This is a genomic window from Allomuricauda sp. TY007 (genome assembly GCF_010468565.1).
In the GTDB taxonomy this organism is placed as follows: domain Bacteria; phylum Bacteroidota; class Bacteroidia; order Flavobacteriales; family Flavobacteriaceae; genus Flagellimonas.
In genome coordinates, this window is record NZ_WUEG01000022.1 from 1 (window position 1) to 22,983 (window position 22,983).

Annotated in this window: 21 protein-coding genes; 4 read left to right on the forward strand and 17 right to left on the reverse strand. The window is 45.8% G+C overall.

Going from position 1 to position 22,983, the window contains the following annotated elements; translation table 11 throughout:
* Positions 1–706: 706 nt before the first annotated feature.
* The 14 genes from GO009_RS16705 to GO009_RS16770 form a co-directional block, all read right to left on the reverse strand.
* Positions 707–853, reverse strand: coding sequence for a hypothetical protein (locus GO009_RS16705; protein ID WP_163627862.1), 147 nt, complete (start codon positions 851–853; stop codon positions 707–709).
* Positions 854–1,367: 514 nt separating this feature from the next.
* Positions 1,368–2,159 carry a DUF4138 domain-containing protein gene (locus GO009_RS16710; protein ID WP_163627863.1) on the reverse strand — a complete coding sequence of 264 codons (792 nt, stop codon included), beginning with the start codon at positions 2,157–2,159 and terminating at the stop codon, positions 1,368–1,370.
* Positions 2,156–3,088, reverse strand: a complete 933-nt coding sequence (gene traM, locus GO009_RS16715; protein ID WP_163627864.1) for a conjugative transposon protein TraM — start codon at positions 3,086–3,088, stop codon at positions 2,156–2,158. The genes GO009_RS16710 and traM overlap by 4 nt, the downstream gene beginning before the upstream one ends.
* Positions 3,069–3,695: a conjugal transfer protein TraK gene (locus GO009_RS16720; protein WP_163627865.1), complete on the reverse strand. Its 627-nt coding sequence runs from the start codon at positions 3,693–3,695 to the stop codon at positions 3,069–3,071. Before GO009_RS16720 ends, traM begins: the two co-directional genes overlap by 20 nt.
* 10 nt (positions 3,696–3,705) lie before the next feature.
* Complete coding sequence (locus tag GO009_RS16725; RefSeq protein WP_203532483.1) at positions 3,706–4,545, reverse strand: hypothetical protein; 840 nt, start codon at positions 4,543–4,545, stop codon at positions 3,706–3,708.
* Positions 4,545–5,150, reverse strand: coding sequence for a conjugal transfer protein (locus GO009_RS16730; protein WP_163627867.1), 606 nt, complete (start codon positions 5,148–5,150; stop codon positions 4,545–4,547). The genes GO009_RS16725 and GO009_RS16730 overlap by 1 nt, the downstream gene beginning before the upstream one ends.
* Positions 5,147–7,558, reverse strand: a complete 2,412-nt coding sequence (locus tag GO009_RS16735; protein ID WP_163627868.1) for a TraG family conjugative transposon ATPase — start codon at positions 7,556–7,558, stop codon at positions 5,147–5,149. The genes GO009_RS16730 and GO009_RS16735 overlap by 4 nt, the downstream gene beginning before the upstream one ends.
* Complete coding sequence (locus GO009_RS16740; protein WP_163627869.1) at positions 7,551–7,829, reverse strand: hypothetical protein; 279 nt, start codon at positions 7,827–7,829, stop codon at positions 7,551–7,553. The genes GO009_RS16735 and GO009_RS16740 overlap by 8 nt, the downstream gene beginning before the upstream one ends.
* A complete protein-coding gene (locus tag GO009_RS16745) occupies positions 7,829–8,116 on the reverse strand; it encodes a hypothetical protein (protein WP_163627870.1) in 288 nt (95 codons plus the stop codon). Before GO009_RS16745 ends, GO009_RS16740 begins: the two co-directional genes overlap by 1 nt.
* 459 nt (positions 8,117–8,575) lie before the next feature.
* Positions 8,576–9,238 carry an ATPase gene (locus GO009_RS16750; protein ID WP_203532484.1) on the reverse strand — a complete coding sequence of 221 codons (663 nt, stop codon included), beginning with the start codon at positions 9,236–9,238 and terminating at the stop codon, positions 8,576–8,578.
* Positions 9,235–9,765: a hypothetical protein gene (locus GO009_RS16755; protein WP_163627871.1), complete on the reverse strand. Its 531-nt coding sequence runs from the start codon at positions 9,763–9,765 to the stop codon at positions 9,235–9,237. The genes GO009_RS16750 and GO009_RS16755 overlap by 4 nt, the downstream gene beginning before the upstream one ends.
* Positions 9,766–9,769: 4 nt before the next feature.
* A complete protein-coding gene (locus GO009_RS16760; protein ID WP_163627872.1) occupies positions 9,770–10,048 on the reverse strand; it encodes a helix-turn-helix domain-containing protein in 279 nt (92 codons plus the stop codon).
* Between the two features lie 284 nt (positions 10,049–10,332).
* Positions 10,333–11,172 carry an RteC domain-containing protein gene (locus tag GO009_RS16765; protein WP_163627873.1) on the reverse strand — a complete coding sequence of 280 codons (840 nt, stop codon included), beginning with the start codon at positions 11,170–11,172 and terminating at the stop codon, positions 10,333–10,335.
* Between the two features lie 12 nt (positions 11,173–11,184).
* The gene (locus GO009_RS16770; RefSeq protein ID WP_163627874.1) at positions 11,185–13,590 is read right to left on the reverse strand and encodes an aminotransferase class I/II-fold pyridoxal phosphate-dependent enzyme; all 2,406 of its coding nucleotides are present in this window, start codon (positions 13,588–13,590) and stop codon (positions 11,185–11,187) included.
* Positions 13,591–13,789: 199 nt separating this feature from the next.
* On the opposite strand from GO009_RS16770, the gene GO009_RS16775 reads away from it, so the two are divergent.
* The 4 genes from GO009_RS16775 to GO009_RS16790 all read left to right on the forward strand — a co-directional run bounded on the left by GO009_RS16775 (position 13,790) and on the right by GO009_RS16790 (position 15,984).
* A complete protein-coding gene (locus tag GO009_RS16775) occupies positions 13,790–14,170 on the forward strand; it encodes a hypothetical protein (RefSeq protein WP_163627875.1) in 381 nt (126 codons plus the stop codon).
* A gap of 45 nt (positions 14,171–14,215) precedes the next feature.
* On the forward strand, positions 14,216–15,142 hold the full coding sequence (locus GO009_RS16780) for a helix-turn-helix domain-containing protein (RefSeq protein ID WP_163627876.1): 927 nt from the start codon (positions 14,216–14,218) through the stop codon (positions 15,140–15,142).
* 96 nt (positions 15,143–15,238) lie between these two features.
* The gene (locus tag GO009_RS16785) at positions 15,239–15,709 is read left to right on the forward strand and encodes a MauE/DoxX family redox-associated membrane protein (protein WP_163627877.1); all 471 of its coding nucleotides are present in this window, start codon (positions 15,239–15,241) and stop codon (positions 15,707–15,709) included.
* A 35-nt stretch (positions 15,710–15,744) separates the two neighbouring features.
* Positions 15,745–15,984, forward strand: a complete 240-nt coding sequence (locus GO009_RS16790) for a DUF6520 family protein (protein ID WP_163627878.1) — start codon at positions 15,745–15,747, stop codon at positions 15,982–15,984.
* A gap of 116 nt (positions 15,985–16,100) precedes the next feature.
* On the opposite strand, the gene GO009_RS16795 is transcribed toward GO009_RS16790, so the two are convergent.
* From GO009_RS16795 to GO009_RS16805, 3 genes are all read right to left on the reverse strand, one after another.
* The gene (locus GO009_RS16795) at positions 16,101–18,404 is read right to left on the reverse strand and encodes a zinc-dependent metalloprotease (RefSeq protein WP_163627879.1); all 2,304 of its coding nucleotides are present in this window, start codon (positions 18,402–18,404) and stop codon (positions 16,101–16,103) included.
* A 75-nt stretch (positions 18,405–18,479) separates the two neighbouring features.
* Positions 18,480–19,889, reverse strand: a complete 1,410-nt coding sequence (locus tag GO009_RS16800; protein WP_163627880.1) for a RagB/SusD family nutrient uptake outer membrane protein — start codon at positions 19,887–19,889, stop codon at positions 18,480–18,482.
* Positions 19,890–19,904: 15 nt separating this feature from the next.
* On the reverse strand, positions 19,905–22,937 hold the full coding sequence (locus GO009_RS16805; RefSeq protein WP_163627881.1) for a SusC/RagA family TonB-linked outer membrane protein: 3,033 nt from the start codon (positions 22,935–22,937) through the stop codon (positions 19,905–19,907).
* Between the last annotated feature and the right edge of the window lie 46 nt (positions 22,938–22,983).

Here is a 22,983-nt window from a genome sequence, read left to right on the forward strand (position 1 = left end):
GGACCAGCCCTTTGCACAATTGGAGCCTGACCGTTCAACAACTTTACATTAAATTTGGGGAACGGATACCCCTGATATTAAACACCAATTCCTTTGGGGCTAGCCCCAAAGGAATTGAAACAACGGACAGAGTTTAATTTACAGACCCATAGGAACGGCTTTATGTCCCTTGTCCGACAAACTTTTGCGGGCTTAGCTTTCAATGATATTGGTTAAGCTAACTTTCTTTTCTAAAGATTTGCAATACCTCTATCTGTTTGATGGCTTGAGAGGTTCAATGCCCTTCTAAGGTTGGAAACGGATACAGTGTATAACTTCAATTTCAAGAATCCCAACCTTAATTTTGGCTTTAACGCCACATATGTTATCCATTTCAACCAAAAATTGAAAGGTTTGAAGCAAACAGGTCAAAACCCTTGAATGCGATTTAATCCAAAAGTTCCATTTGAATTGGTTCTGATAGGCTTTTCTTTCCCCTGCCAATACAATTTTTGGTAAGGATTAAACAACATAGTTGGTTTAAGGAATTTAGGTGAATAAGTTTAATGGAAAATCCTTTTGGCTAGTGAACCTTTAGCACCAACTCTCTATTGCCTCCAAATTCACCTAACCTAATTCCCAATTGTTCCCCAGTGCCCAACACAAACTTAGATAACACATACACAAAATGTTTGGTTTCGCCATGTCTTACTTTTTTGGGGTAATGTTACCTGTGGCCGGGCACCATCCGGATTTCCTGATAAGCGGACTTTCGTTTCCTACAGCCATAGATCCGGAACACCTCCAAACGGTCCACTTCCAAAACGATCTTGGAATGGTTTCGGGTTGCAAAACCATATATTCCTCCCTTCAATCATACACAATATCCTCTAACAGCAGCTATAGTCTTTTTTGCGCTGTGTGGTCCTATTCGTAATAAAACTTTCATAATACAAAGTAGATTTTAATTATGGTACGAATCTATAGTAACATCCTAGCTTCGTAAAGTGAAAAATCATGAGCGTTACCGGAAGGAGATTGAGTGTCATGAAACGATCATTGAACCTCAACTTACCTTGGTAATAGAATCATTTCCAATTCTAATTTCTTGGTTAACCCATTACTATATAAAATATATATACTATTAAAATTTGTAACTATAAATACCTCCCAATATATAGCTTAGATGTCTAAAAATACACCCCGATATATGCTTTAGGTTAATAACCTCAGTCGTTCAATTAAAGATTATACTGGTATGACTGGCGTGCTATATTGTTTATTGTCCAAACAGGTATGATTACTTTTTGTTGCAAGTCCAAAACGGAGCAAGTTGAGAAATGACATACGTAATTAAGAGGACAAAACTTTCTTTAGGCCGTTGGGTACTAATATATAATTTCAAGGGTTCTATTTCCCTGTAATTCCCGTAATATCAACTTTAGTTGTTCTTGATCCCCAAGAACAAATTTCGGCATCACCAGTACAAACCGTATGGTTTCTCCCGTGGCAATGGTATGGGACAATCCAACGGTTTGCTTTACTTCCACTTGAATTTCTTGATAGGAGGCCCTTCTTTTTTTAGACCCGTTGATCCGTAGGACATCCAAATAACCCACCTCAAAATTAATTCCCGATCTGTTCTTGATGGCACCCACTAGATAAACATCATTTTCGATATAATGTATATCTTCCACTCGTAATACCATTCCTTTCTTTCTTTTCCTTGCCAAGGATTTAGAGTTTTGACTCAACAGTTTCCCAATTATTTTTTCATTGTAGCCACTGATTCTATGTGATGGGGAATTGATGGGAACTTTGGCAGCATTCGGTCGTTCAATCCCAATCCGATGTTCCATCTGGACAAAGTGGTTTAGTTGCAAAAGCTCCTTGGCATAGCTAAGAATATAAGCGTATACCCCACCATCTGAAGTAATCACCAATAAATTACTATTGGGACCCTCTACACCCTGCAACAAGCCAACATACCCTGCCTCTTCCCTATCATAGGAAAAGACAAAACCATCATGGCCCGTTACGGCCTGTTGAACTGGACTAGGAAAGAAAAGCGCCACATTGGTGGTTTCGTTGGTATAAATAGTATCCAATACTAGTTGTCCCCTGACAACAACGATACAAAACAATCCCAAAACAACTAGGGTAACTTCCTTATTTTTCATAACACTGGTTTTAATACTACTTGATACTTATCACTGATGTCCACTTTGATGGCCTTGTTCCTCCTTTGAAAGATGCGTTTTAAACCCCTGATCTGGGGCAATCCGGGCACATTCACCTCCCCTATGGTTTCGTCCACGCCCCGTTCCATCACTTCACCGCCTAAATGGTTCTCCACATAAATGCCTTCCCGTCCATCCTGAAAATCAAAGGCCTTCAACGAAATATCTAGATCACCCAAACCAACTATCTCCACCATGACCCTGTTGGGCTTGATTTTGACAAAACCATAGACCCGTGAATATTTCAGGACATGGACTCCTTGGAACTGCACCTCCTGTTCCAATCGCAGGTTCAAACGATGTCCATCCCTTATGGTCTGGTCCCCATCCACATAGGCCAGAATCCTTTGACCACTATCGCTGACCATCATCCCTTGAGTCCCACTGGGGTCAGAGGCAAAAAAAAGTTGGTGTGAAAGCGATCGCTCCTGTATGGAAATGGGCTCAGGAGCCATCCTCATTTCATCGCCGGGGGTTTCTTTTTCCTTTACAACCTCCCGCTGTACTTCTTTCACTTCCTGCAAATCCGTTCTTTTCGCCATAGGTTCCGAATGATTGTACACACTGTCGATGATACGTTGTTTTTCATATTCCATGTAATCCGGATTGAAGTACCCTTTATCATCTACCATATGATCGGGGTACAATTCTGGGGCGTTGGTTTCCCGTTCTTCCTTTATAGCCTCTATGGCTTTCAATTTGGACTCGTATTCCACGGGCTTCCCTTCCAGATCGGGCATGGGAATCCGTTCGGGATCCAAGCCCACTTTTTTGTCCTTCCCAAACCTGAGTACGGTATATATCGCAGTAAACAATACCACACATACCAAGACCAGGACAAACACAATTTTATTCTTCTGTAATTTCATTAGCTTCAATTTTACGCAGTGAGTTTTCAAAAAAATCAGTGATCAACAAGCCATGTGGATTGTACGGAAAGTTCCGTTCCACACGAATCAATCGGCCAGAAGTGATCAGTTCATAGGTATCCGTTACCGAACCTCGATGCACCTGGATGATGGCCTGTGTCTGAAACTCCATTGGTTCCCGGTCCATAGCAATAGTACTTTCAATACGTTCCACTTTTTGCACCAGGGAATACTGCAACAAGCGGTTATAAAAACCGTCCGCTTTCTTTTGTTGATAGACTTCGACCACGGTGGCGTTCCCGAGCCAAAGGGCCCGTTCCATGTTCCGCTTGTAGCTTCCGGCATCGACCCCATAGAACCACCGATGGAACCGTTCCAAATGGGCCAGGGCCTCTACCTCTAGATGCTGCCGTTGTTCTTCCCAGACCAAGGGAACGACCTCCCCTTCCCTGCCCACCATAAAGGCCTTGTTCAAACTCTCCCGATGGATATGGGCCACAAGAAGGATTGATACCAGACATACGATACCTGAAACGATGACCACCGATAGGACCACCCATCGGTTCAATCGCAATTGTTGTTGTATATTTTTAAAAGGTGTTTTCATAAAAAATCATTTATCCAGTAAATAATCGAAGCGTAAAACGGGTGGCCCGCCGATACAATTTGAACTTGAGCAGTACAATGAATCCAATGGTACCGAGTTCGATGATGGGGGCAAAGAATTCACTGCCCCAATCAAAGCCGAAGAGGTTGCCCCAGAAGTGGGTGCTTATCTCCGTATAGAGGTTGTTCACAAACACATTTACAAGAAAAAAGGCGGGCACCAACATATAGACCGCCGCATAGAGCTTAAAATAGGTATAGGCCAAGGAGCGGAATTTCTCGAACACGGCCAGGCTGATGACCAGGGGAAAGAAGGCCTGCATGATGCCTAACAAGAAATACCTTTCCGCCAAAAACAAGGGATAAATGAACAAATCCAAGAGCCACAACACCACCCCGACGATAAAGGCTAACACTTTCAATCCGTACAAAGGAGTGACCAGGGCATCATACAAGAGCGCCATGGCCTTTTTGGCGGCTTCCAGAGCACCCACATCCCGTTCGAGATCTATATCCTGCAGCTGTAACGGGAGGAGTGCTGGAGCCGTGTCCCGGTATCGGGATTCAATAGCTACTAGAATTCCATCAAATACGCCCAATACTTCGGTAGAAAAAATGACCAAGAGCACCACCAAAAAGTTCTTGGCCAATTCCGTGGGGGTCAGCCCCCAAGTATGGCCATCGGTGGAAGCGATGCCCTCGCTGTATTTTTTCAATACATTGATCAAAAAGAATAAAACGGCCAAACTCTTCATTCCCACTAGGGTATACTGCGAAAAATCACTGTCCTTGATGGTCTGAAAGACGGCATCCACATATTCCAATCCTATGCCCAAAAAGATTCCTGCCATCAATATGCCTTTTCCCGATTATTGATGATATCCTGCATTCGACGAAAAGAAATGATCTCGCGATAACGTCGTGTCTTTGTTTCAAGCTCGGCCACCATTTCTTGGGACTGGACTTTCTTTTCCATTAAAACGGCCGTTCGCTCGGCATCGGTCATTTTTAGCAGATCACTGGATAGGATCTGGTTGACAAAATCGAGGTCATCGATGGCGGTATCCATGATTTCCTCAAAGGATGCTGAAACCCGCTCCACCTCATCTGCTTTTATATATGGGGAGTTCAGAATATCCCTTAGATCCGTCTGCACCTTCCGATACAAGCGCTCATTGTTCCTAGCCAATTCCCGCACCGCCTTCAATTGCTTGACCACATTGTTCACCTTGACAATGTTCTCCTTTTGTTCCTTCAAAAACTCCACGGTCTTCAAGAGTTCTGAGGTTTGTTTGGCCGATTCCAACAGAGATTTGGTCATACTGATAAAATTGGTATTATCGTACACCGGCATCCCCTGGCAGGCAGTGCCTTCAGGCAAGAAAACCAACATGATCAGGGCCAACACCCCTATTCGGGACCTGTTCCAAAACTTTTGTTTTGCAATAGCTCTCATCTGCTTTTATTTTTTTGATTAATAAATACTGTAATGGCCTCTTCCATGGAACCCAATTGATCGTACAGGGCCATGATCTCATTGTTTTCCATCCCATCAGTAAGGTAAGCGGCATAGACCTCGGGCGGCACTTCCAAGCGGAAGATGTTACTATCCTTTCCGATTTTGATAAAGATCTCAGTGTATTTGCGATCTCCCGAAAGCTTGTTCCTAATTGATTTGAGTTGGTTCAAGTCGTGGCCGGATAGGTTTAACCGATCCTTTAAGGCGTCGTACCCCTTTTCATTGCGAAGGCTATAGATGACCTGGGTATTTTCCAGGATACTGGCCGTAGTGGCATTATCGGGCAATTGGTTGATAGATTGCAGAATGATACCAATTGCCCCGTTCTGTTTCCGGATGGCCTGATAATAGAATTCCACGCTTTCCAAAACGCTAGGGAACTTCAACTGCTTGGCAAACTCATCAAGAAGAATGATGCCTCGCTCTGAACGGTTCCGCCAAATGGTACGTTGGATGGCTGACTTGATGAGCTTGAGCATCACGGACAAAATTTCCTTATTGTCCTTGACCTCGTCCAGTTCAAAGACGATCAAGCGTTTATCCTCCAATGTATAGGACTGGTCCTCGGCCACATGGAACAAAAAACTATAGAGCCCATCGTCCACATATTCCGAAAGAATATGCAAAAAGCCGTACACACTGAAGTCACGTTCCTGCAACTTCAAATCCCGTAACAAGCTATCCTTTTGATCATCGATGAAATGGTAGAGCGAAGCCAAGGAATGGTCCTTGCGAATCCGCGCATAATAGTGCAACAATACCTTCTTAAGGGCAACCTCCTTGGCTTTGGTCACGGTATCCTCGGCTATCAGTTCCAAGAGGAACAAGGCCAGGTCCTCCAAGCGTTCGGGATTCAGGTCGGCTTCATCAGAGATAAAAAAAGGATTGATACCCAAGTTCTTTCCGGGCTGATACCGAAGTATGATATGCTGATCGGGATAGAGTTTGGCAAACTTGTCATAGGAACCGCCCAGGTCGATGATGACCAGCCTAACGCCCATTTCAAAGTATTGCCTAAGGATATTGTTCGCCAAAAAGGATTTGCCTTCTCCCGTGGGCGCAAATATGGCAAAATTCCGCGCCTTGATACGGCGCTTTTCTTCGTCCCATACATCCTTGAGCACGGGGATGTTGTATTGACGATCGTTAAAAACAATACCCGTAGCATCCGAACGATAATTGGTATTGTTCACCCATAGGCAAAGCGCATGTTTGAGATCGGTAACATACAGATCCTCACTGGAAAAGTTGGAGGCATGACAGGGATAAGAGTTTAAAAAATAATGCTTTCGTTCCTCCCTACCCGGATAATAGGGAACGATGTCCAACTCCTTGAGGCCCGCCTTGATCTGTGAGGCTATCTGTTTCAATCGGCCCGCATCCGAGTGCCAATAAATTAGATTCAAGTGGCCCCGAATGACCCGGGAGCTTTCATCCTGGTTCATTTGATCGACCAGATGGCGTATTTTATCCAATACCACTTTGTTCTGGGTCCCAAAGTTGGAACTCTTGGCAAGCTCCTCAATTTTCTTATCCAGTTTCCTGACCCATTTATGTTTATCGTCCAGATAGATGATGTGGTTGATGATGTGGTTTTCCCGTAGATCTAGCGCAAGGCCATCCAAAAACCCTTGATGAAAGACAAAGTCATCCGCGGTGAGCCCTTCATGGGGCTTACTGCTTTGCACCGTTCCCCCAAAGCACCCTTCACTGTTAATGGCCATGACATCAAATAAGTGGTCACCGATTTCAACAGGTCCTTTGCCCAGCTGGATGTCGGTATCGAACCCGACATTGAAACCATTGAAATAGGAGTGGGTATGCTCCAAAATAGCTTCAGCTCTCATGGGAAACACGCCAATTTTACCTGAGTTATGGATATAAGAGACCGCATCGTCCACTGCTGTAACAAAGGCCGCCACCTGCACATCCAACTTTCGGTGGTATCCCTTGTCAATTCTTCGGAAGGGATTGACATATTTGGAGGCATTGCGTGCCTCGTCCAAGGGAAGCACAAAGAAAAGATAGCTGTAATGTACCAAATGTTCCCTCCCCTTAAAATAATTATGGGTCGCCTTCTGCAAAAAGGTCTCCTTGGAAAGCTGTTCGGCAGTGTAACCGCATTTTTGGTATACCTCCTGTTTATGGATGATGGTACCCACAGGTAAGGATTTGAAAGCTTGGAACCAAATCCCGTGCAGCTCCTCAAAATTCTTCTCCGAAAGGGAATATACTTCGGGCAGTTCTAGCTGATAACACAGCACCACATTGCCATTATTGGCAAAGACCACATGATTTTGGATATCCAGGATGGGATGGGATGTATGGAGGTTAATCTTAGCCATGGGAGAAGGGACTTAATCGTTTATTACTGATCACTGCAGGAAAACCTGTACCAAAACTGATTTCAAAAGGCTTTTTGACCCATCGGGCCAATGCCCCATAGAGCAGGGCATTGAACACCAATAGGCCCACGATGACACCAAAACTGAAGGAAAAAATAATGATCAAGAGCGAGGCGATGACCGACACCATCATCAGGGCAAACAGGGAAATGGTCAAGCCCATGATCATGGCCCGCTTTCGAATATGTTTATAAACCGAATACACCTTCATCAGACCACGATTCCAATGAGATAGGTAAAGATGCCCACCACCGCCCCGGCGATCAATACAAAGACCAATACCCGGGTAATGCCTTTCTTGAGATCCGAATTCTCCCCAAAGAAGTGACCTGCATTAAAGAGGAAGCCCACTAAAAAAATGACCCCAAGGATAATGGGAAAGATGGCTCGAATGGTATCGGAAATATCATTGACCGAATCCTCAATGCCCCCGATCTGTGCCAATAAAGCACTGGAGGTAAATAATAAAAACAAGGTAATAAAAAATGATTTTCGCATATCGTAAACGCTTTGGGATTAGACGATTATTGATAGGTGAAAAGTACTGGATAATATCATTCAAATAATTGATATGCAGTTATTTGTGAATAAAATAATGATTACTATGATTTGGAATCAATTGCAATGGATTGGCACCAAAATCTATGTGAAAAACGGAATGCAATGTGGATAACCTGGACACCTGGGATCTACAAACCCCTCAAAAACGTCAAATTTCGACTTCGGTCAGTTCAAGTTTTTGTCCTTTTGATATAGACTTTCGGTCCACTTCTCCATCAGCAAATGCCATAAGATGAATCAGGCTTTCTATCAAAGGGAAGTAACATCAGGGCCATGGCCCTTGCCACCCTATTGGGCAATGACAAATTCAAAAAACTGGAACCATGAAAGCATTTTAATGGAGATTATCAAGTTCATCGGATAACTATTGGAAATGGTGCTCAAACGCCAATGAAATTATTTGCGCTTGTCCTTGCTGTCCTTTTCAAAAGCCACCAGGTTGAACATCTGTCGCATGCGGCTCCTTACCCGCTTGCCATAACGTACCTCCAGTTCCTTGGCATTGAGGTTGGTGGTACAATGGGTCTTGATCTGCCGGTTGATAAAAAGCTCGTAACGCGATAACAGGATCTCCCCCATCACATTGCAATCCTTTCCATAATGCCTTCCCGTAGGTTCCACCCCAAGGTCATCAAAACAAAAGTACTGTCCGTTGCCATAATCCTCAATGACCTTAAAACCAATGTGGTTGAACCCGAACACGATATTACGGCTGGGAATGACGGAATAGGGTTTTTGGTAGGGTACCAGAAATTTCAATAACCGCATCAGGCTGGTCTTGCCACAGCCCACAGGCCCGGACAGCAACAGTCCCTTGTTGGGGTCAATACCGGCCTTTTTGCAGCTGTCATAGTCCTTGATGATGTAGTTGCAGAGGTTCAGCAATATCCCTCGGTCTTCCTTGTAGATCCTGAACCGCTCCCCGAACATCAGCTTGCCCTTCGCCTCCAGATAGGCGAGCATCTTGTCAAAATCATACAGGATGCTGTTGCCGCTCAGCTCCCCCAAGCGGTAGGTCAGGTTGCCCTCCGTAATGATATGTGGATGGTCCAGTTTCATAGTGGTTCCCCATAATCCTTGTCCGAACCCGATTTTAGGTTGTCCCGAAATTGAACATCTCCGAACAGTTTTGTTCCGTTTTTAAAATCCAATGAAATTGCATTTTTTAAATTTTCCGGTTTGCTGATGTTTTTTTTCGTTTGTATATGTTTGGTTATACCTATTAAGGGTTGTTTAGAGCTTGTTTTATTTTGAGCACAGTAGTTGTTCAGTACTTGTTCACCACTTGTACCAAAATTGAACATCTTTACTTTACTGCCCTTGTAGGGGTTATGGGAAGGTTGGTATAGGATATACTTCCAATGGTCGAGCTGTTTGATACATCTGTGGTAAGTTGCCGTAGAGCCTATTTTGGACATTTTCATAACATCTGCCCGATTGATGTAAAATTCAGCTCTGAAATATTCCGTGTTCCAAATTTGGAACAAAGTCACATACAGACTGATATGGCTAGGATTTAAACGGTTGTCCCTGGAGAATCGCTCAAAGACCCCGTTCAGATGCTTAATATAGTTGATGCCCTCCAAACCCCTAGAAGGTTTTATTGACCTTGTTCCGCTCCAGCACTTCCATGATCTCCCGCTGATCATAATAGAGCACTCCTCCTATTTTGGTATAGGGCAAGGTGCCATTGATGCGCAAATTCTGTAAGGTTCCCGGGGAAATGCCCAAGAGCTCCCGTACTTCATTGGATTTGAGCCATTTCTTGGCCGTAGTGTCGTTGTGGTTTTGCAATAGTTCCTTGATGTCCTCCAAAAGTTCCACTTTGAACTCCATCAGGTCTTCCGAGGTAATAATGGTCGCTCCCATAGTTTCTGAGTTTTTAAAAAGAAGGACCATCGCATTACTCTCATTTCATTTGATGGCCCTTCCATCGATTTGACTTTCATCGCAAAACTGATAAAGGTTTTTGGAAAAAATTCCCAAGTTGGTACCAACTTGGTAACGATTTTTTTGACATAAAATTTGGACCGATTTGGTGTCATTTGAACTTTCGGGAGACACAAAATGTCATGAAAATTAGAAAAATCAAGTCTTACCCCCCAAAAAACCAAAATTCCCAAGTTGGTACCAACTTGGGAAAAATTTTACGGCTATTCTTCCAGGGATTCCATCCGTTGGTTGAGCATCTCAATAAGCCGTTCCAAGAAGCGTGTACGACTGCTTTTCCGTGCGCGGATATCGATAAAAGTGTGGTAGTAATTGCCCAGGTCGACATTGTAGAAGTATTCAAAATGGGAGGCCAATTCCTTAATGTCAACGGTGCCGCCGTTGATGCATTTACTGGTATGCAGGGCATAGAGGAGCTCGATCAGGTCGGTCTTGCTCCCGGTCCAAAATAGTTTTGATGGTTTTTCCATAGGTGTGTTCTTTGTAGGTTCCATATTGTTGTTGAGATCGTCTACTTCCTTTCTTAGGTACACGATGAGCATATCGTATGCCATGATGGTGGCCACCGTGCCGTCCTGACAGGTGGAGAACTTGTCATCGATCAAGAAATGGAAGGATTCAAGGGGAAGTCTCAGGTCCCGATTGCCACGGACAAAGTATTGTTCATCCAAGGACATGGCCCCGCGACGGTAGTAATTATAGAATTCCAAGTTATCGTTAAAAAAGGTCTGTAGCTTATCGATCTGCTGCTGGAGGTATTTGATCTGGGCCACATCTTTTCCCCGAGGGCGTTTGCTCTCGATGCTAAAAAGCCTGATATAATAGATGAGCTTGCTAAAGATCTGGGGCTTGACATGCTTGAAAAAATAGATTTCATCAGCCTGTGTCTCAAAGTCCTTGCCCACAATCTGTTTTTGCAATTTATGGATGCTCTTCTCCACCAGGGCGATGCCCTTCTCCGCTTTGTAAAGGATATCGCCGTTCCCGCCTTCCAAGGCCTCCAACTGGCCTTCAAATTCCGATAGCAGTTTTTGGTACTTCATAATCACTGCCCATTAATGCTGCCCTTCCATGACCCCGATCATTTCCAGGATGAAATTGTCGTTGGTCTGGAGATAGGCATATTTTTCATGTACCATCGCCCCCAATTTCCTTTTTTCAAAAGAGGCCGTCATCCCAAAATCGATTTTGGGTATGTTCAGCACCAAAGCCCGTTCAATGGTCCGGTACAACAATTGTCGGTAGGTCGAATAGGTTTCCAAAAGGTCATAGTCCATACCGACAAAGGCAGGAACATAGACTTGGTTCATATTGGTATAACAGAACATCACCCCGAGGATGGCTTTGGGCTTCCCTTTTGGCGTAAGAACTATAAATTCCCAAAGTTCATTTTTGTTCATGTGTTCAAACAGTTGGTCTGGAAATGAAAAGGTGTTCAGGCCGAGGTTCCGTTGTTGTACCTCCCCAAAAAGACGTTTGAATTCCTGCATTTGGAAAGCATCGGCATTGGAGATGGTTTCGGTTTGGGTCAAGTCAAAAAACGGTTGGATATCCTTTCGAAAATGCCTTCTGTTTCTGGATGACAATTGTTCCATATAGGTTTCCATAGTATCAATCCCTTTCAGGTCAACAGTACAGGAGTTGGGCATCTGCACCCGCAAAAACCCATGGCCATAAAGCGTCTCGTTCCAAGTTGATTCTGTTTCAAAGTCACGCAGCACCGTCATTTTTGCACCCAACTGGTGCTCCATTCTTTCCAAAAGTTCCAAAAAGCACACCCTTGCAGCAGCCCCCTGTTCATGTGATGTATCCCAATACAGGTGGTTCCCCTCCGTGAACAAACATCCCAAGGACAGCACCATAGAGGTCAAATGATAAGGCTTTTCCAACCGTTCTTGTTCCATGGCAGCGGATACTTGTGCTTGGGCGAGCATGTCATCCTTCCAAAGGGAAAGGGTCACAAAGGTCATCAAAATGGGAATACCGTTAGAATCCTTGATGAGCACATATCGGAATGACCAATTGTGTTCCTTACAAACGTTTCCTTGAAAAGCCGCTTCCAAAAATTTCAGTCCCTCCCAATCATAGACCCCTTGTCCACCCATATAGCGGTTCCATTGTGTTTTATCGACCTGGTCAATCGTATCCAAAGTTTCGATGGTCAATTCGGTGGACAGCGACGGTTCGCTTTTGACCTTGGGTTCCAATTTAAAAGCATGGAAGACCCTTTCCGGATTCGTTTGGGTGTCCTCCAAGGCCAATGGAAAATGATAGGCCATAGCTTCCACCAATCCCTTGATCTCAGGCTTTTCGTTAAGCCGTGAAATCGTAATACGCACCCCGGTGTTCTTGACCGGTACCGCTGGAAAAATACCCAGATTTACATAGAACCCTTCCCTCATCAGTCGCTTCACAAAATTATAGCCCGTTTTGGGCATTCCTGTCCCTATGTAAAATACCGGGGATTCGTTCCGGTCCACCAAAGGCAGCTTGGTATTGGACAGGCATGCATTGAAATAATCGATACGGTGCCGAAGCTCCTTTTGCAGTTCATATATTTCCGAAGACAGATGGATTTTTGCCGAGGCGATGGCAGCGGCCACGGAAGCAGGTTCCAACTGGGCCGAAAAAGTCAGCGGGCCACCAAAGGTCTTTATCTTATCGTACATTTCTGAATTGGAACAGGCCAAAACGGCACCACTGGCCCCAAAGGTCTTGCTCAGGGTCCCGAACAGGAGCACGTTTTCGGGCAAATCCCCCAATTGATCTAACACATAGCCCGTTCCGTTCCGGCCCACCCAGCTCATACCGTGCACATCATCAAAATAAAAGTGGAGCTGTGGATACTTCTTGGACAATTCCATCAGCTCTTTTACCGGTGCATAGTCCCCATACATAGAGTAGATCCCATCCGCCATATACCAGATGTTCCGTTTGGAATCCCTGTACTTTTTGATTTTGTCCTCCAACATCCCCAAATTATTGTGACGAATCATTTCGATGGGGACGCTCCGTGTTTTAAGCATTTTGGCCGCGTTCTGAACGCTCCAGTGTACCTGATGGTCCAGCACGATCACGTCATCATCGCCCACGGCACTGGGGATGACCCCCATATGACCGAGTGTGCTGTTCTTGGTAATGATAATGGGATGGCCGTACATTTCTCCGATGGATGATTCCAGTGCTTGGTACAGCGGATTGGAGATATAGGATTTGGAAAGTGGAAATTGCGTGCCGTATTTATCAATGGCCTCCTTGGAGGCCTCTTTTAATCGGACATCCTGTTCCAGCCCCAAATAGCCAGTGGTACCGAAATGGAACATCTCCTTCCCGCCCACCCTGATGGTACGCCCCGAAAAGGATTCTCCCCCCGCATAGAGGTGCAGTACCCCGGCCTGTTTTGCATCGGTGAACACTTCATGCACGGTGTTCAAAAAATTGTGGTGCTTGATCTTTGCCATATCGTTTGGTTTAAATTGTCCTAAAAAGTAATGGCAATTGTGGGATTAAATGTTATTCTCAAATTATTTACTCCGTTTCAGTCAAGCATTATTCCGTTTCAGTCAAGTCAAATACCTTTAATTTGGGACAGTGTTCCCCATGTCACGAAACCGATTGAAGTATTTTTGTAAATTCAGGGTTTTTACCAGTTTTCGCCACATGAGAAGATTACATGAAAACAAATACGCGATTTATCTGCTGACCGAAGTGCTGATGCACATCATTTATAAAAAAGACCTATGTATCGACCTCAAGGCCGCCCAACTCATCGTACGGGATAGGATGATGCTCCAAAACGGAAGGGAAATGCCCGTACTATGCGACATCCGTGAGGTGCGAAGGGTCAATAAGCCGGCAAGGGACTATTTGGCCTTGGAAGGGTCACAATGGATAACCGCTTTGGCCTTTTTGATCGACCCCCCGGTCACGGATGTGATCAGCAGCATATACTTGGGCACCCATGCGCAAACGATCCCTACCCGGTCCTTTACCAAAAAATCCGAGGCATTGGCCTTCTTAAAAAAGTATGGGCAACCATGAAACCAACAACAACCAAAACGATCCACTGTTTAAAAACCGATGACCATGCCAAACTCCGATGATTTTAGGGTAAAGCGCATCCATAAGATGCTCTTGGAAATGGCCAAGGGCAACTTCTTCTATTCCCTTGAGCCTTCCGATAAAAATGATAATATTGCCTCCTTGGTGGTCCTGCTCAACATGGTCAATGAGGAAATAGCGGCAGCCTTTATCCATCAGGGCTTTGCCAATGCGCACAATACCCCACAATATTTCATCCAACTGGCACTGCTCATGGATTCCAAGGGCAACATCGAGATGGTCACCAGCGGTTCCTGCTCCCTTTTGTCAGTGCTGCCAAAGGAAATCATTGGAAAAAATATCACGGATCTCATGACCGAGGCTTCCAAAAAAGTATGGACAAAAAAGATGGTGAAACATTTGAAGCGGGACCGGTCGGAAACGGTACTGTTCCTGGAATTCATCACAAAGGATGGTCTTTTGCTTGCCAAGGATTGTCAAATTTCGGTCTATCAGGCCTTGGATGGCAGCGGCCAGAAAATCGTGTTGAACTCTGTTTTCTTTTCCAAAGGGGAACCCTTTGAAACGGGATTGCCCAAAAATAAGCTAAAAGTGACCAAGGGGATCAAGGAGCACAAGGTTACTTTGACCCAGGAGGACATCCAAATGATCAGGGAGGTCCATGACATGATCCTCAACAACTTGGACAAGGACCTTCCCTTGCTCAAGGACCTTGCCCTTCAAATGGGGACCAATGAATACAAATTGAAGTATGGCTTCAAACAGATCTATGGCACTACCATCTTTCGTTTCCTGACCCAGGAACGTCTTAGAAAATCAAAGACCTTGATCCAGCACAGCAACCTTTCCCTAAAGGAGATCGCCCACATGAACGGTTTCAAGAGTGCCGCCCATTTCTCCCGGGCCTTTCGGGACAAATACGGCAAAACCCCAACCGACCTGAGAAGCTAACCCACTTAAAATACACGAATTACTCCGTTTGAATCAAGGAATGCTCCGTTTCAAGTAAATCGGACTCCCGAACTTTGTCATATCAATTCAAAAGATATGTCATTCAAAGGAATCCACTCCAAGTTTGTTACCCTCTTAAGCCTTTTGCTGACCATACTTTTCGTGTATACAGCGGTCAGCAAATTGATGCATTTGGACACTTTTCAATTACGGGTGGAGCGTATGCCCTACATTGCATCCCATGCCCCTTTGATCTCTTGGGGCGTGCCCTTTCTAGAGTTGATTATCGCGGGCCTTCTGTGGTTCCCCAAATACCGAAAAACGGCCCTTTATGCCAGTTTGGTCCTATTGGGTCTGTTCACCACTTATATCATCATCGTTCTAAATTACAGTAATTCCATCCCTTGTTCCTGTGGCGGGGTCATTTCGGCCCTGGGATGGAAAGACCATATCCTATTCAATTCCGCCTTTATGCTTATGGCCTTATTAGGCATACTTTGGTCCAATAAACGATACAAGTTCCAATCACATCAAAATACTGTACAGCAGGGGAAGCCGAAAACCTAGAAAAGAGTAGGCATTAATTTTTAATACAACGTATTATGAAATCTAAATTTTTAAAACTTGTTTTACCGGCCATCGCCATCATCATGGCGGTCGGCCTGGCCTTCGCAACGGAAGAAAGCAATCTGATGCAGCCTGGTTATAAGGCTACTCCCGATGGTCCTGAACCTGTGGAAACAGATTGTGTTGCAGAAGGTGAAATTCAATGTACGTCAGGCATTTTTCTTGTATATCTGGATGAGGATCTATCCATTCCCTTGTACGAGAGAAATGAATAAGTCCTGTCTTTCATTGTAAGATATAAAGGTGTCCCAAAAGGACACCTTTATCGCTAATCCAAAAATTCCCACGGAGACCAAACCGTGGAATATTATACAAAACCTTACTATCTGTCCTAGTCTCTTTCCGCTAGCCAAAGGCTATCCAACTTCTTCAAGCACAACTTCCAGTGTCCCAAGGATTCCATTTGCTTGTTTCTTTTCATTCGCTTTTCAATTTCCAATCTCAGCCCCAAAAGATTGCCCATCATCAAGCCTTTGGTATGATCGGAATGGACAAAACCTTTATCATGAGCCTCATAATGCTTCCGATTTTCATCAATGACAGTAAGCATCCGATCCAAATAGGTCAGCTGAACTTCCTGCTTTCTTCGCCCTACAGTACCAGAACTACCATACAATTCCTTGAAAAGCCCTTTTTGTAAATCGATTAAATAAGACTCCAAAATCCTTTCGTACCCATTGATGGTCTGCATATGTTCCAATCTTTTCATCCGCTTGGGGCGTAAGAGCTCGAACAGCAATAACTGTTGACGGGTCAAAATGTGGTCGGGATAAGTGGAATAGGTGATTTCCGAAATGAACTTCGGTCGGGTCAACCACTCCGGTGGATCAAAGGCCCACACCATCAAAAAGTCGAGGGCCTCCTTTTGGGATTCCCTGGAAATCGGAGTGTACATTTTACCAGGTTGATCCATGGATTTATATTGGACATCATATCCCCCGATCAAGGAAAGGACATGTCTCATGGTATTGTTCCATAGTTCCAAGGCCTCCCCATACATTCGTTCCAACCTATGATGATCCTTTTGATCTTTATGTACTTTGGGCATTAGCGCAATCGCACGTTCCAGGTTTTTCAGACCCAATGATGCCCCTTTTACCGGATCGTTGGTATCCACCACCTCATCGGTGGCTCCCGGCCCTATCACTTCATACCCTGCATTGATAAATCGATACCAGGGAACGGAGTCCTGCCTTCGGATGATGTGTTCCAACCGTTCATCCTTCTCTTCGGATGAAATGCCTTTTGGAAACTCGATATACGCCCATTCGATATAGAAATGGTCCAACGGTCCCACCTTTTGCATCAATAAGGAGGGAGGGACCTTATCTTCAGGTTGGGCCATATTATTGTGCCTCGAATAGCTCATGATACTGGGCGTATGTCCCATTTGCCTTAACCACGTCGTATCTCCCATCTTCTCAACGGGATAACTATGCTCCCCATAGTGGTTGTCCCTGATCCCAAAGGAATGCCCGGTCTCATGGGCCGTTAGAGATTGGAGCAATTCCCCAACAAGCTCATCGGGAAAGGGATAGATCCGGGTCCTTGGATCCAGGGGAGCGCAGCGGATAAAATACTCATCCATCAAACGGGTAATGGGACTGCCCAAAAGTAGGTCCGATTTGATAATTTCACCAGATCTAAGGTCCATAACGAAGTTCACGGAAGAGCCTTTATTTTCTTCTTGAAAAACACGGATGTTTTTGTTGCCCGTCCATTTTACTATGGAATGGCCCAAGCCATATTCCGTCCACTGATCCAAGCTATCCACTTCCTTGACCACAAGGGCGTCCTTAAAGCCTGCGGATTCAAAGGCCGGTAACCACGCTTCAATCCCTGCCTTGATATAAGGTCTCCACTTCTTGGGAATGTCCGGGGATAGGATAAAGGTGATGGGGTTGATGGGCACACTTACCCTTCTGTCCTTGAACTTCTTTTCCAACCGCCATCTGGCCGTGCTGCCCACATAGTTTTTACCAAGATTCCTTGGCCCCTTCGAACGTTCCAACCAATAGCCCATTCGATAATCAAAGTTTCTGTGTTCCATAGGTTCGGGCAGTTCCATAAAACTGAAATACATGGGGCGGGTATATTTGGCACCCTTCTTTGACATACCCAGATGGACCTTGACCATGACTTCCCCATTAAGTTGTTTGGTTCCCTCCACTACATTCAATTCAGGGGCCTTTTGACCACTGGGAAAATACTCCCATCCCAAGGAAGAATCGAACAGCACATTTGTTAGGTCAATTCGGTATACAAGGCTAGAATCCCCAAGAATGGGAAAAACGCCCAAAATGTTCCGTTCCAATTTACGATCCCCGTTCAGGGGTATCCAGATACCTGCCTCTGACCATATGCGATGCTCTTCCATATAAATCTTGTTCCTGTCCCGTCTGAAGATTATCTGCTTGAAATCATACCGGTTCCCATCATCCACCCTCGTCCAAAGTATGGGTTCCTCCATAGAACTAATGGGGATATCCAAAACAAGCCTATCCTCAATTATGGAAGCTGCCAAAAATGGGGTTTTCGAATTTTGATATTTGACCGAACCAACAGGTTCTATGGCCTGGGCCATGCCCACAAGGGTTATCATACAAAAACCCAACATGCTAAAAAACTTTTTCATTGTCTTTGTTTTTAGGTGATATCCCTGCTGCCTAGATCCAATCCGGGCCTAGGTCACAGGGATTCCTTTAGCTGTTCAATATCCTTGGTTCTGTGGCAATAGATTGGGGTTGTTCTCCAACTCGGCCTCGGGAATGGGAAGCAACAAATCCGTATCCGCCCAATTGGGCTTAAGGTTCCCCAATACTTCGTTTGCCAGACCAAAACGTTTCAGGTCAAACCAGCGGTGTCCCTGTTCCGTAAACAGTTCGACACGTCTTTCCCTTAGAATGGCGGCCAATAGGTCATTCGCTCCAATTGCCATGGTATCCGGCAAGCCTGCACGGTTTCGAACGACATTCAGGTCTTGTTGTGCCCCAACACCATTCCCGGATTGCGCCCGTGCCTCGGCCCGGATCAAATACTGCTCCGCCAAACGGAATCGGATGGAATATTCCAAGGATTGGGATTCCGTTACCCTGGCCTTGTACTTATGGGCAAAGGAAAGCGTGACCGTGTTCTCGGCATTGGATATATTATCTACCCAGGCCACTTTACGCCCGTCCCCTTCTTCAAAGGCTGCCAAAAGCCCTTCGGTCAAGGCATAGGTTTGCCCAGGAACAGCGATGATGATCATTTGGCCGGCTTCCTGGGTATTCACGGGGGAATTTCCGGGTTTCAACTGCCAAATGGTCTCCGTTGATTCCTTAAGGAATACCTTGTTCAGATCATCCTCCAATTCAAACGCATTGATAAGGACCGTCGAAACGGATTCCGCCTGTTCCCATTGGCCCGTATAGAGGTACATCCGTGCCAAGAGTGCCTTGGCCACATATTGGTCGGGCACCACCCGTTCCCCGTTCTGCGTCTCGGTAGTTTCCAATAGGTACACTGCGCTCAAAAGATCAGCAATGATGGCATCGTATACCTCCTCCTGTGGCATACGTGACACCTTGTTGTTCTGGGTATAATCCGTAGTGGTGATATAGGGCACATCCCCGAACAGGGAGACCAAAATACTGTACATATAGGCCCGGACAAAAATGGCCTGTCCCATGTACCTGTCCCGATCGCCTTCTTCCAGGGAATTGGATTCCTCCAACCCCTCGATAATGGCATTGGCACCGTATATCACTTGATACGCTTGGCTCCACCAGGTCAAGATATCCGCATTGTGCGGCAATACCCGGTTTTGATGGAACTCCAATAGTTCGGGATCAAACTCAAAATAATCCAGTTCATCGGCATAAATGCCCATTCTTGCGGTCAGTCCAAAGTAGCCGGAGACCAACCCCTCCTCCCTCATGGCAAAATACAGATGGGCCAATGCGGACTCCACCGTTGCCGGATCTTTAAATACGGTCGCTGAGACCAAGGTATTTTTGGGAGGCCCCACTTCCACAAAATCGGAACAACCGATCAGTCCCATTATGGGAAAAATTAGTAAGCAACCTTTACCAAAAAAGATGCTTAAACCACTCTTGATATATTTCTTGAAATCTTTCATGCTGTTTGTTTTAAGTTAAAAGCCTACTTGGACACCTAAGGTCAGCCGCCGCAATTGGGGCAGTCGTGTATTGGAAGTCTGTTCGGGATCCGGCCCCTTGTAATCGGTCAAGGTCCATAGGTTCTGCCCCTGCACGTACACATTGACCTCCAATCCATTTTCCAAATGGGGTATCCTATAGTTCAGGGATATATTCCGCAATCGGATAAAGGAAGCATCCGAGACCGCGGCACTGCTTCTTCGTTGCAATGCGCCTCTATCCACTCCACCGGCCAATCCGGCGGTAGCTATTTGAAATGGTTTGATATCGCCCGGCTCTCGCCATCTCTCCAATAACTCGACGCTCGCATTGCCGGGATACCCCGGGTTTGCATTGAACCGCAGGGTATTATAGGCCTTTTGTTTTTTAAACTGAAAAAAGGCATCCAAGGTAAAATTCCCCCAAGCAAGGGTATTGCCCATCCCTCCATAAAAGGTCGGGGCCAGGTCCTCCACCCATTTACGGTCCTCGGAACTGGTAATGACATCATCACCATTATAATCCTCAAACTGATATTGACCAGTTTCGGCATCCACTCCCAAGGAATGGTAGAGATTGACAATGGACAACGGCTTTCCTATGATATACCTATCGGAAAAAGTGGAGTTTTCCAAATCTTCAAATTCCACCAATTTGCTTTTGGGCACGGTAAGGTTCAAATTTGTGGACCACTTGAAGGTTCCCGAGACAAGGTTCACGGAACGGAGATCCAATTCCACTCCCGAATTCTCCACTACGGCATCGAAATTCCCGGTCAGTTCGGAGAAGCCCGTGGTAGCCGCCAAAGGGATCCCGATCAATTGGTTGGAGGAGCGGTTCCTATACCAAGAGGCATTGAGGTTCAATCGATCCTTGAAAAAACCGAGTTCCAGGCCCAGTTCCAACTTTTTGTTCTCCTCCCACCCAAAAAGGGGGTTGAATATGCCTGTTGGACTTAAAATGGCAACCCCATCATAATCGTCCCCCGTAACGGTGTAGGTATCCAGAAACTGATAGTCCCCAATATTATCACTACCTGTAGTCCCATAGCTCCCCCGCACTTTTCCGAAACTCAATAGGGTGCTGTTTTGAAAAAGGGATGCTTCGGAAAATATCCAGGCAAGGCCCACGGCACCAAAGTTCCCGAACTGTCTATCGGGCCCAAAACGGGATGACCCGTCCCGCCTTCCGGTCAGGTTGAGGATATATCGGTCCCTGTACTTGAAGTTGACCCTGCCAAAAATGGCATTGTATTTATAGTCACTGTCCACATCCGTCAAGGATTCCACCCGTTCCGCTGCCGCCAGGTTCTCAATCAAACTATTATTGGGAAAACCACGTCCGCGTAACACCAACTGTTGGGTGGTTTCCTGTTGGAAGGTAGTCCCCACCAATACATCGACCGAAACGGCCTTCCATTCCCTGTTCCAGTGCAATTGGGGCTCCACGATCCATGATTTTCGCTGTGATTGGTTCAGGCTCATGTTGGAATAGCCCTGGGGGGTCAGGTTGAGCCTTGGGTTCCGTGCCGAACTGGGCAATGTCCGATACGATTCCAAGCGGTAATCCGTAAAGCCCAGACTGGTCCTTACCTCTAAATTGTCAAATAGACCATAGGAAACCATGGCATTGGCCATAAGGGTATTGGTCTGCACCCCGAACTTTTCCTCCAAGGAGGCCAAGGGATTGTCCCAGGTATTGTTTTCCCAGTTCAGGTTGCCCTCTTCATCATAAAGTGCCGGGGCATTCGGGGCAAGGGTATAGGCTTTCAGGCTAAAGTCCGACCGGGGCATGAGGTTGTTCTCATGGGCATATTGGGTGGACAGATCGATCCTGAATCTATCGTTCTTGGATCGATGGTTGATATTACTGTGAAGGGTTGTCCTTTTATAGTTGGCATCCCCAGGGAACACCGTGGTCTCCCGTTGATAGGCCCCACTGATCAAAAATTGTGTCTTTGCACTGCCCCCCGATACCGAAAGTTGGGCATTGTTCCGATAGGCCGTCCCACCGATCAGTTCCTTTTGCCAATCCGTATAACGATTGCTGTCCCACAAGGTAATGTCGGGCCAAAAAGTGTCATAGGCCGGATTCTCGAGGGCATCCCCATAACCATCATTGAGGACTCCTTCCCGCCTCAATTCCAGATATTGTGAGGTGTTCATAAGATCCAAAAAATGGGAGACCCGACCCAAGGAACTGCTCACATGGGCATCAAACCTTGTTTTTCCGGCCCTGCCCTTTTTGGTAGTGATCAAAACCACCCCATTAGCACCACGGGATCCATAAATGGCCGTGGCATCTGCATCCTTGAGCACTTCTATACTTTCGATATCATTGGGATTGATGGCATTGAGCGGACTGATATTCCCCGAAAATATCTGTCCCGACACATCATTGGAGCCCAAGGATTGGGAACCAAAGGGCACCCCATCCACGATGAACAGGGGATCGGAAACCCCATTGATAAAGTTCCTGCCACGGACCTCGATTTCAAAACCCCCTCCGGGCACCCCGGTATTCTGGACGATATTGACCCCTGATAAATGCCCCTGCATGGCAGCCAAAGGATTGGCCACGGGTTGTTTTTCCATGGCCGTAGCATCAATGGTGGCAATGTTCCCGGTTCGTTCCTTCTCGGAGACCGTATAGTAGCCCGCATTGAGCACCACCTCGCCCAATACCGTTACATCCTCTTCCAAGGAAACCAAGATATCTTCCCTGCCCCCAATGGGCACGGTAAGGGTCTTGAAGCCCACCATGGAAAACACCAGCACATCGGTAGGATCTGCATTAATGGTAAAGGAACCGTCCAGACCGGACATGGTCCCGATGTGCTTGGATTTCACCACAAGGTTCACCCCGGCCAGGGGATTCCCCGACGTATCGGTCACGGTGCCGGAAACGGTGGCCTGCGGTGGTTCCAAGACAGTGCCCGCTTGCATATATAAGGTACAAAAGGGCATTAAAAAAGCATATAGGAGCACGAACAGGGATGTCCTGCGCATGCGTAGTGTTATGAGTTGCATAAATTGAGTTCTTTTAATTAAAGTGTTAGTTGTTCTCCACACTGCC

Excerpts from the sequence above, each read along its gene's own strand:
- GO009_RS16710 (WP_163627863.1), bottom strand. The coding sequence starts at position 2,159 with ATGAAAAATAAGGAAGTTACCCTAGTTGTTTTGGGATTGTTTTGTATC.
- traM (WP_163627864.1), bottom strand. The coding sequence starts at position 3,088 with ATGAAATTACAGAAGAATAAAATTGTGTTTGTCCTGGTCTTGGTATGT.
- GO009_RS16720 (WP_163627865.1), bottom strand. The coding sequence starts at position 3,695 with ATGAAAACACCTTTTAAAAATATACAACAACAATTGCGATTGAACCGA.
- GO009_RS16725 (WP_203532483.1), bottom strand. The coding sequence starts at position 4,545 with ATGGCAGGAATCTTTTTGGGCATAGGATTGGAATATGTGGATGCCGTC.
- GO009_RS16730 (WP_163627867.1), bottom strand. The coding sequence starts at position 5,150 with ATGAGAGCTATTGCAAAACAAAAGTTTTGGAACAGGTCCCGAATAGGG.
- GO009_RS16735 (WP_163627868.1), bottom strand. The coding sequence starts at position 7,558 with ATGGCTAAGATTAACCTCCATACATCCCATCCCATCCTGGATATCCAA.
- GO009_RS16740 (WP_163627869.1), bottom strand. The coding sequence starts at position 7,829 with ATGAAGGTGTATTCGGTTTATAAACATATTCGAAAGCGGGCCATGATC.
- GO009_RS16745 (WP_163627870.1), bottom strand. The coding sequence starts at position 8,116 with ATGCGAAAATCATTTTTTATTACCTTGTTTTTATTATTTACCTCCAGT.
- GO009_RS16750 (WP_203532484.1), bottom strand. The coding sequence starts at position 9,238 with ATGAAACTGGACCATCCACATATCATTACGGAGGGCAACCTGACCTAC.
- GO009_RS16760 (WP_163627872.1), bottom strand. The coding sequence starts at position 10,048 with ATGGGAGCGACCATTATTACCTCGGAAGACCTGATGGAGTTCAAAGTG.
- GO009_RS16765 (WP_163627873.1), bottom strand. The coding sequence starts at position 11,172 with ATGAAGTACCAAAAACTGCTATCGGAATTTGAAGGCCAGTTGGAGGCC.
- GO009_RS16770 (WP_163627874.1), bottom strand. The coding sequence starts at position 13,590 with ATGGCAAAGATCAAGCACCACAATTTTTTGAACACCGTGCATGAAGTG.
- GO009_RS16775 (WP_163627875.1), top strand. The coding sequence starts at position 13,790 with ATGAGAAGATTACATGAAAACAAATACGCGATTTATCTGCTGACCGAA.
- GO009_RS16780 (WP_163627876.1), top strand. The coding sequence starts at position 14,216 with ATGCCAAACTCCGATGATTTTAGGGTAAAGCGCATCCATAAGATGCTC.
- GO009_RS16785 (WP_163627877.1), top strand. The coding sequence starts at position 15,239 with ATGTCATTCAAAGGAATCCACTCCAAGTTTGTTACCCTCTTAAGCCTT.
- GO009_RS16790 (WP_163627878.1), top strand. The coding sequence starts at position 15,745 with ATGAAATCTAAATTTTTAAAACTTGTTTTACCGGCCATCGCCATCATC.
- GO009_RS16795 (WP_163627879.1), bottom strand. The coding sequence starts at position 18,404 with ATGAAAAAGTTTTTTAGCATGTTGGGTTTTTGTATGATAACCCTTGTG.
- GO009_RS16800 (WP_163627880.1), bottom strand. The coding sequence starts at position 19,889 with ATGAAAGATTTCAAGAAATATATCAAGAGTGGTTTAAGCATCTTTTTT.
- GO009_RS16805 (WP_163627881.1), bottom strand. The coding sequence starts at position 22,937 with ATGCAACTCATAACACTACGCATGCGCAGGACATCCCTGTTCGTGCTC.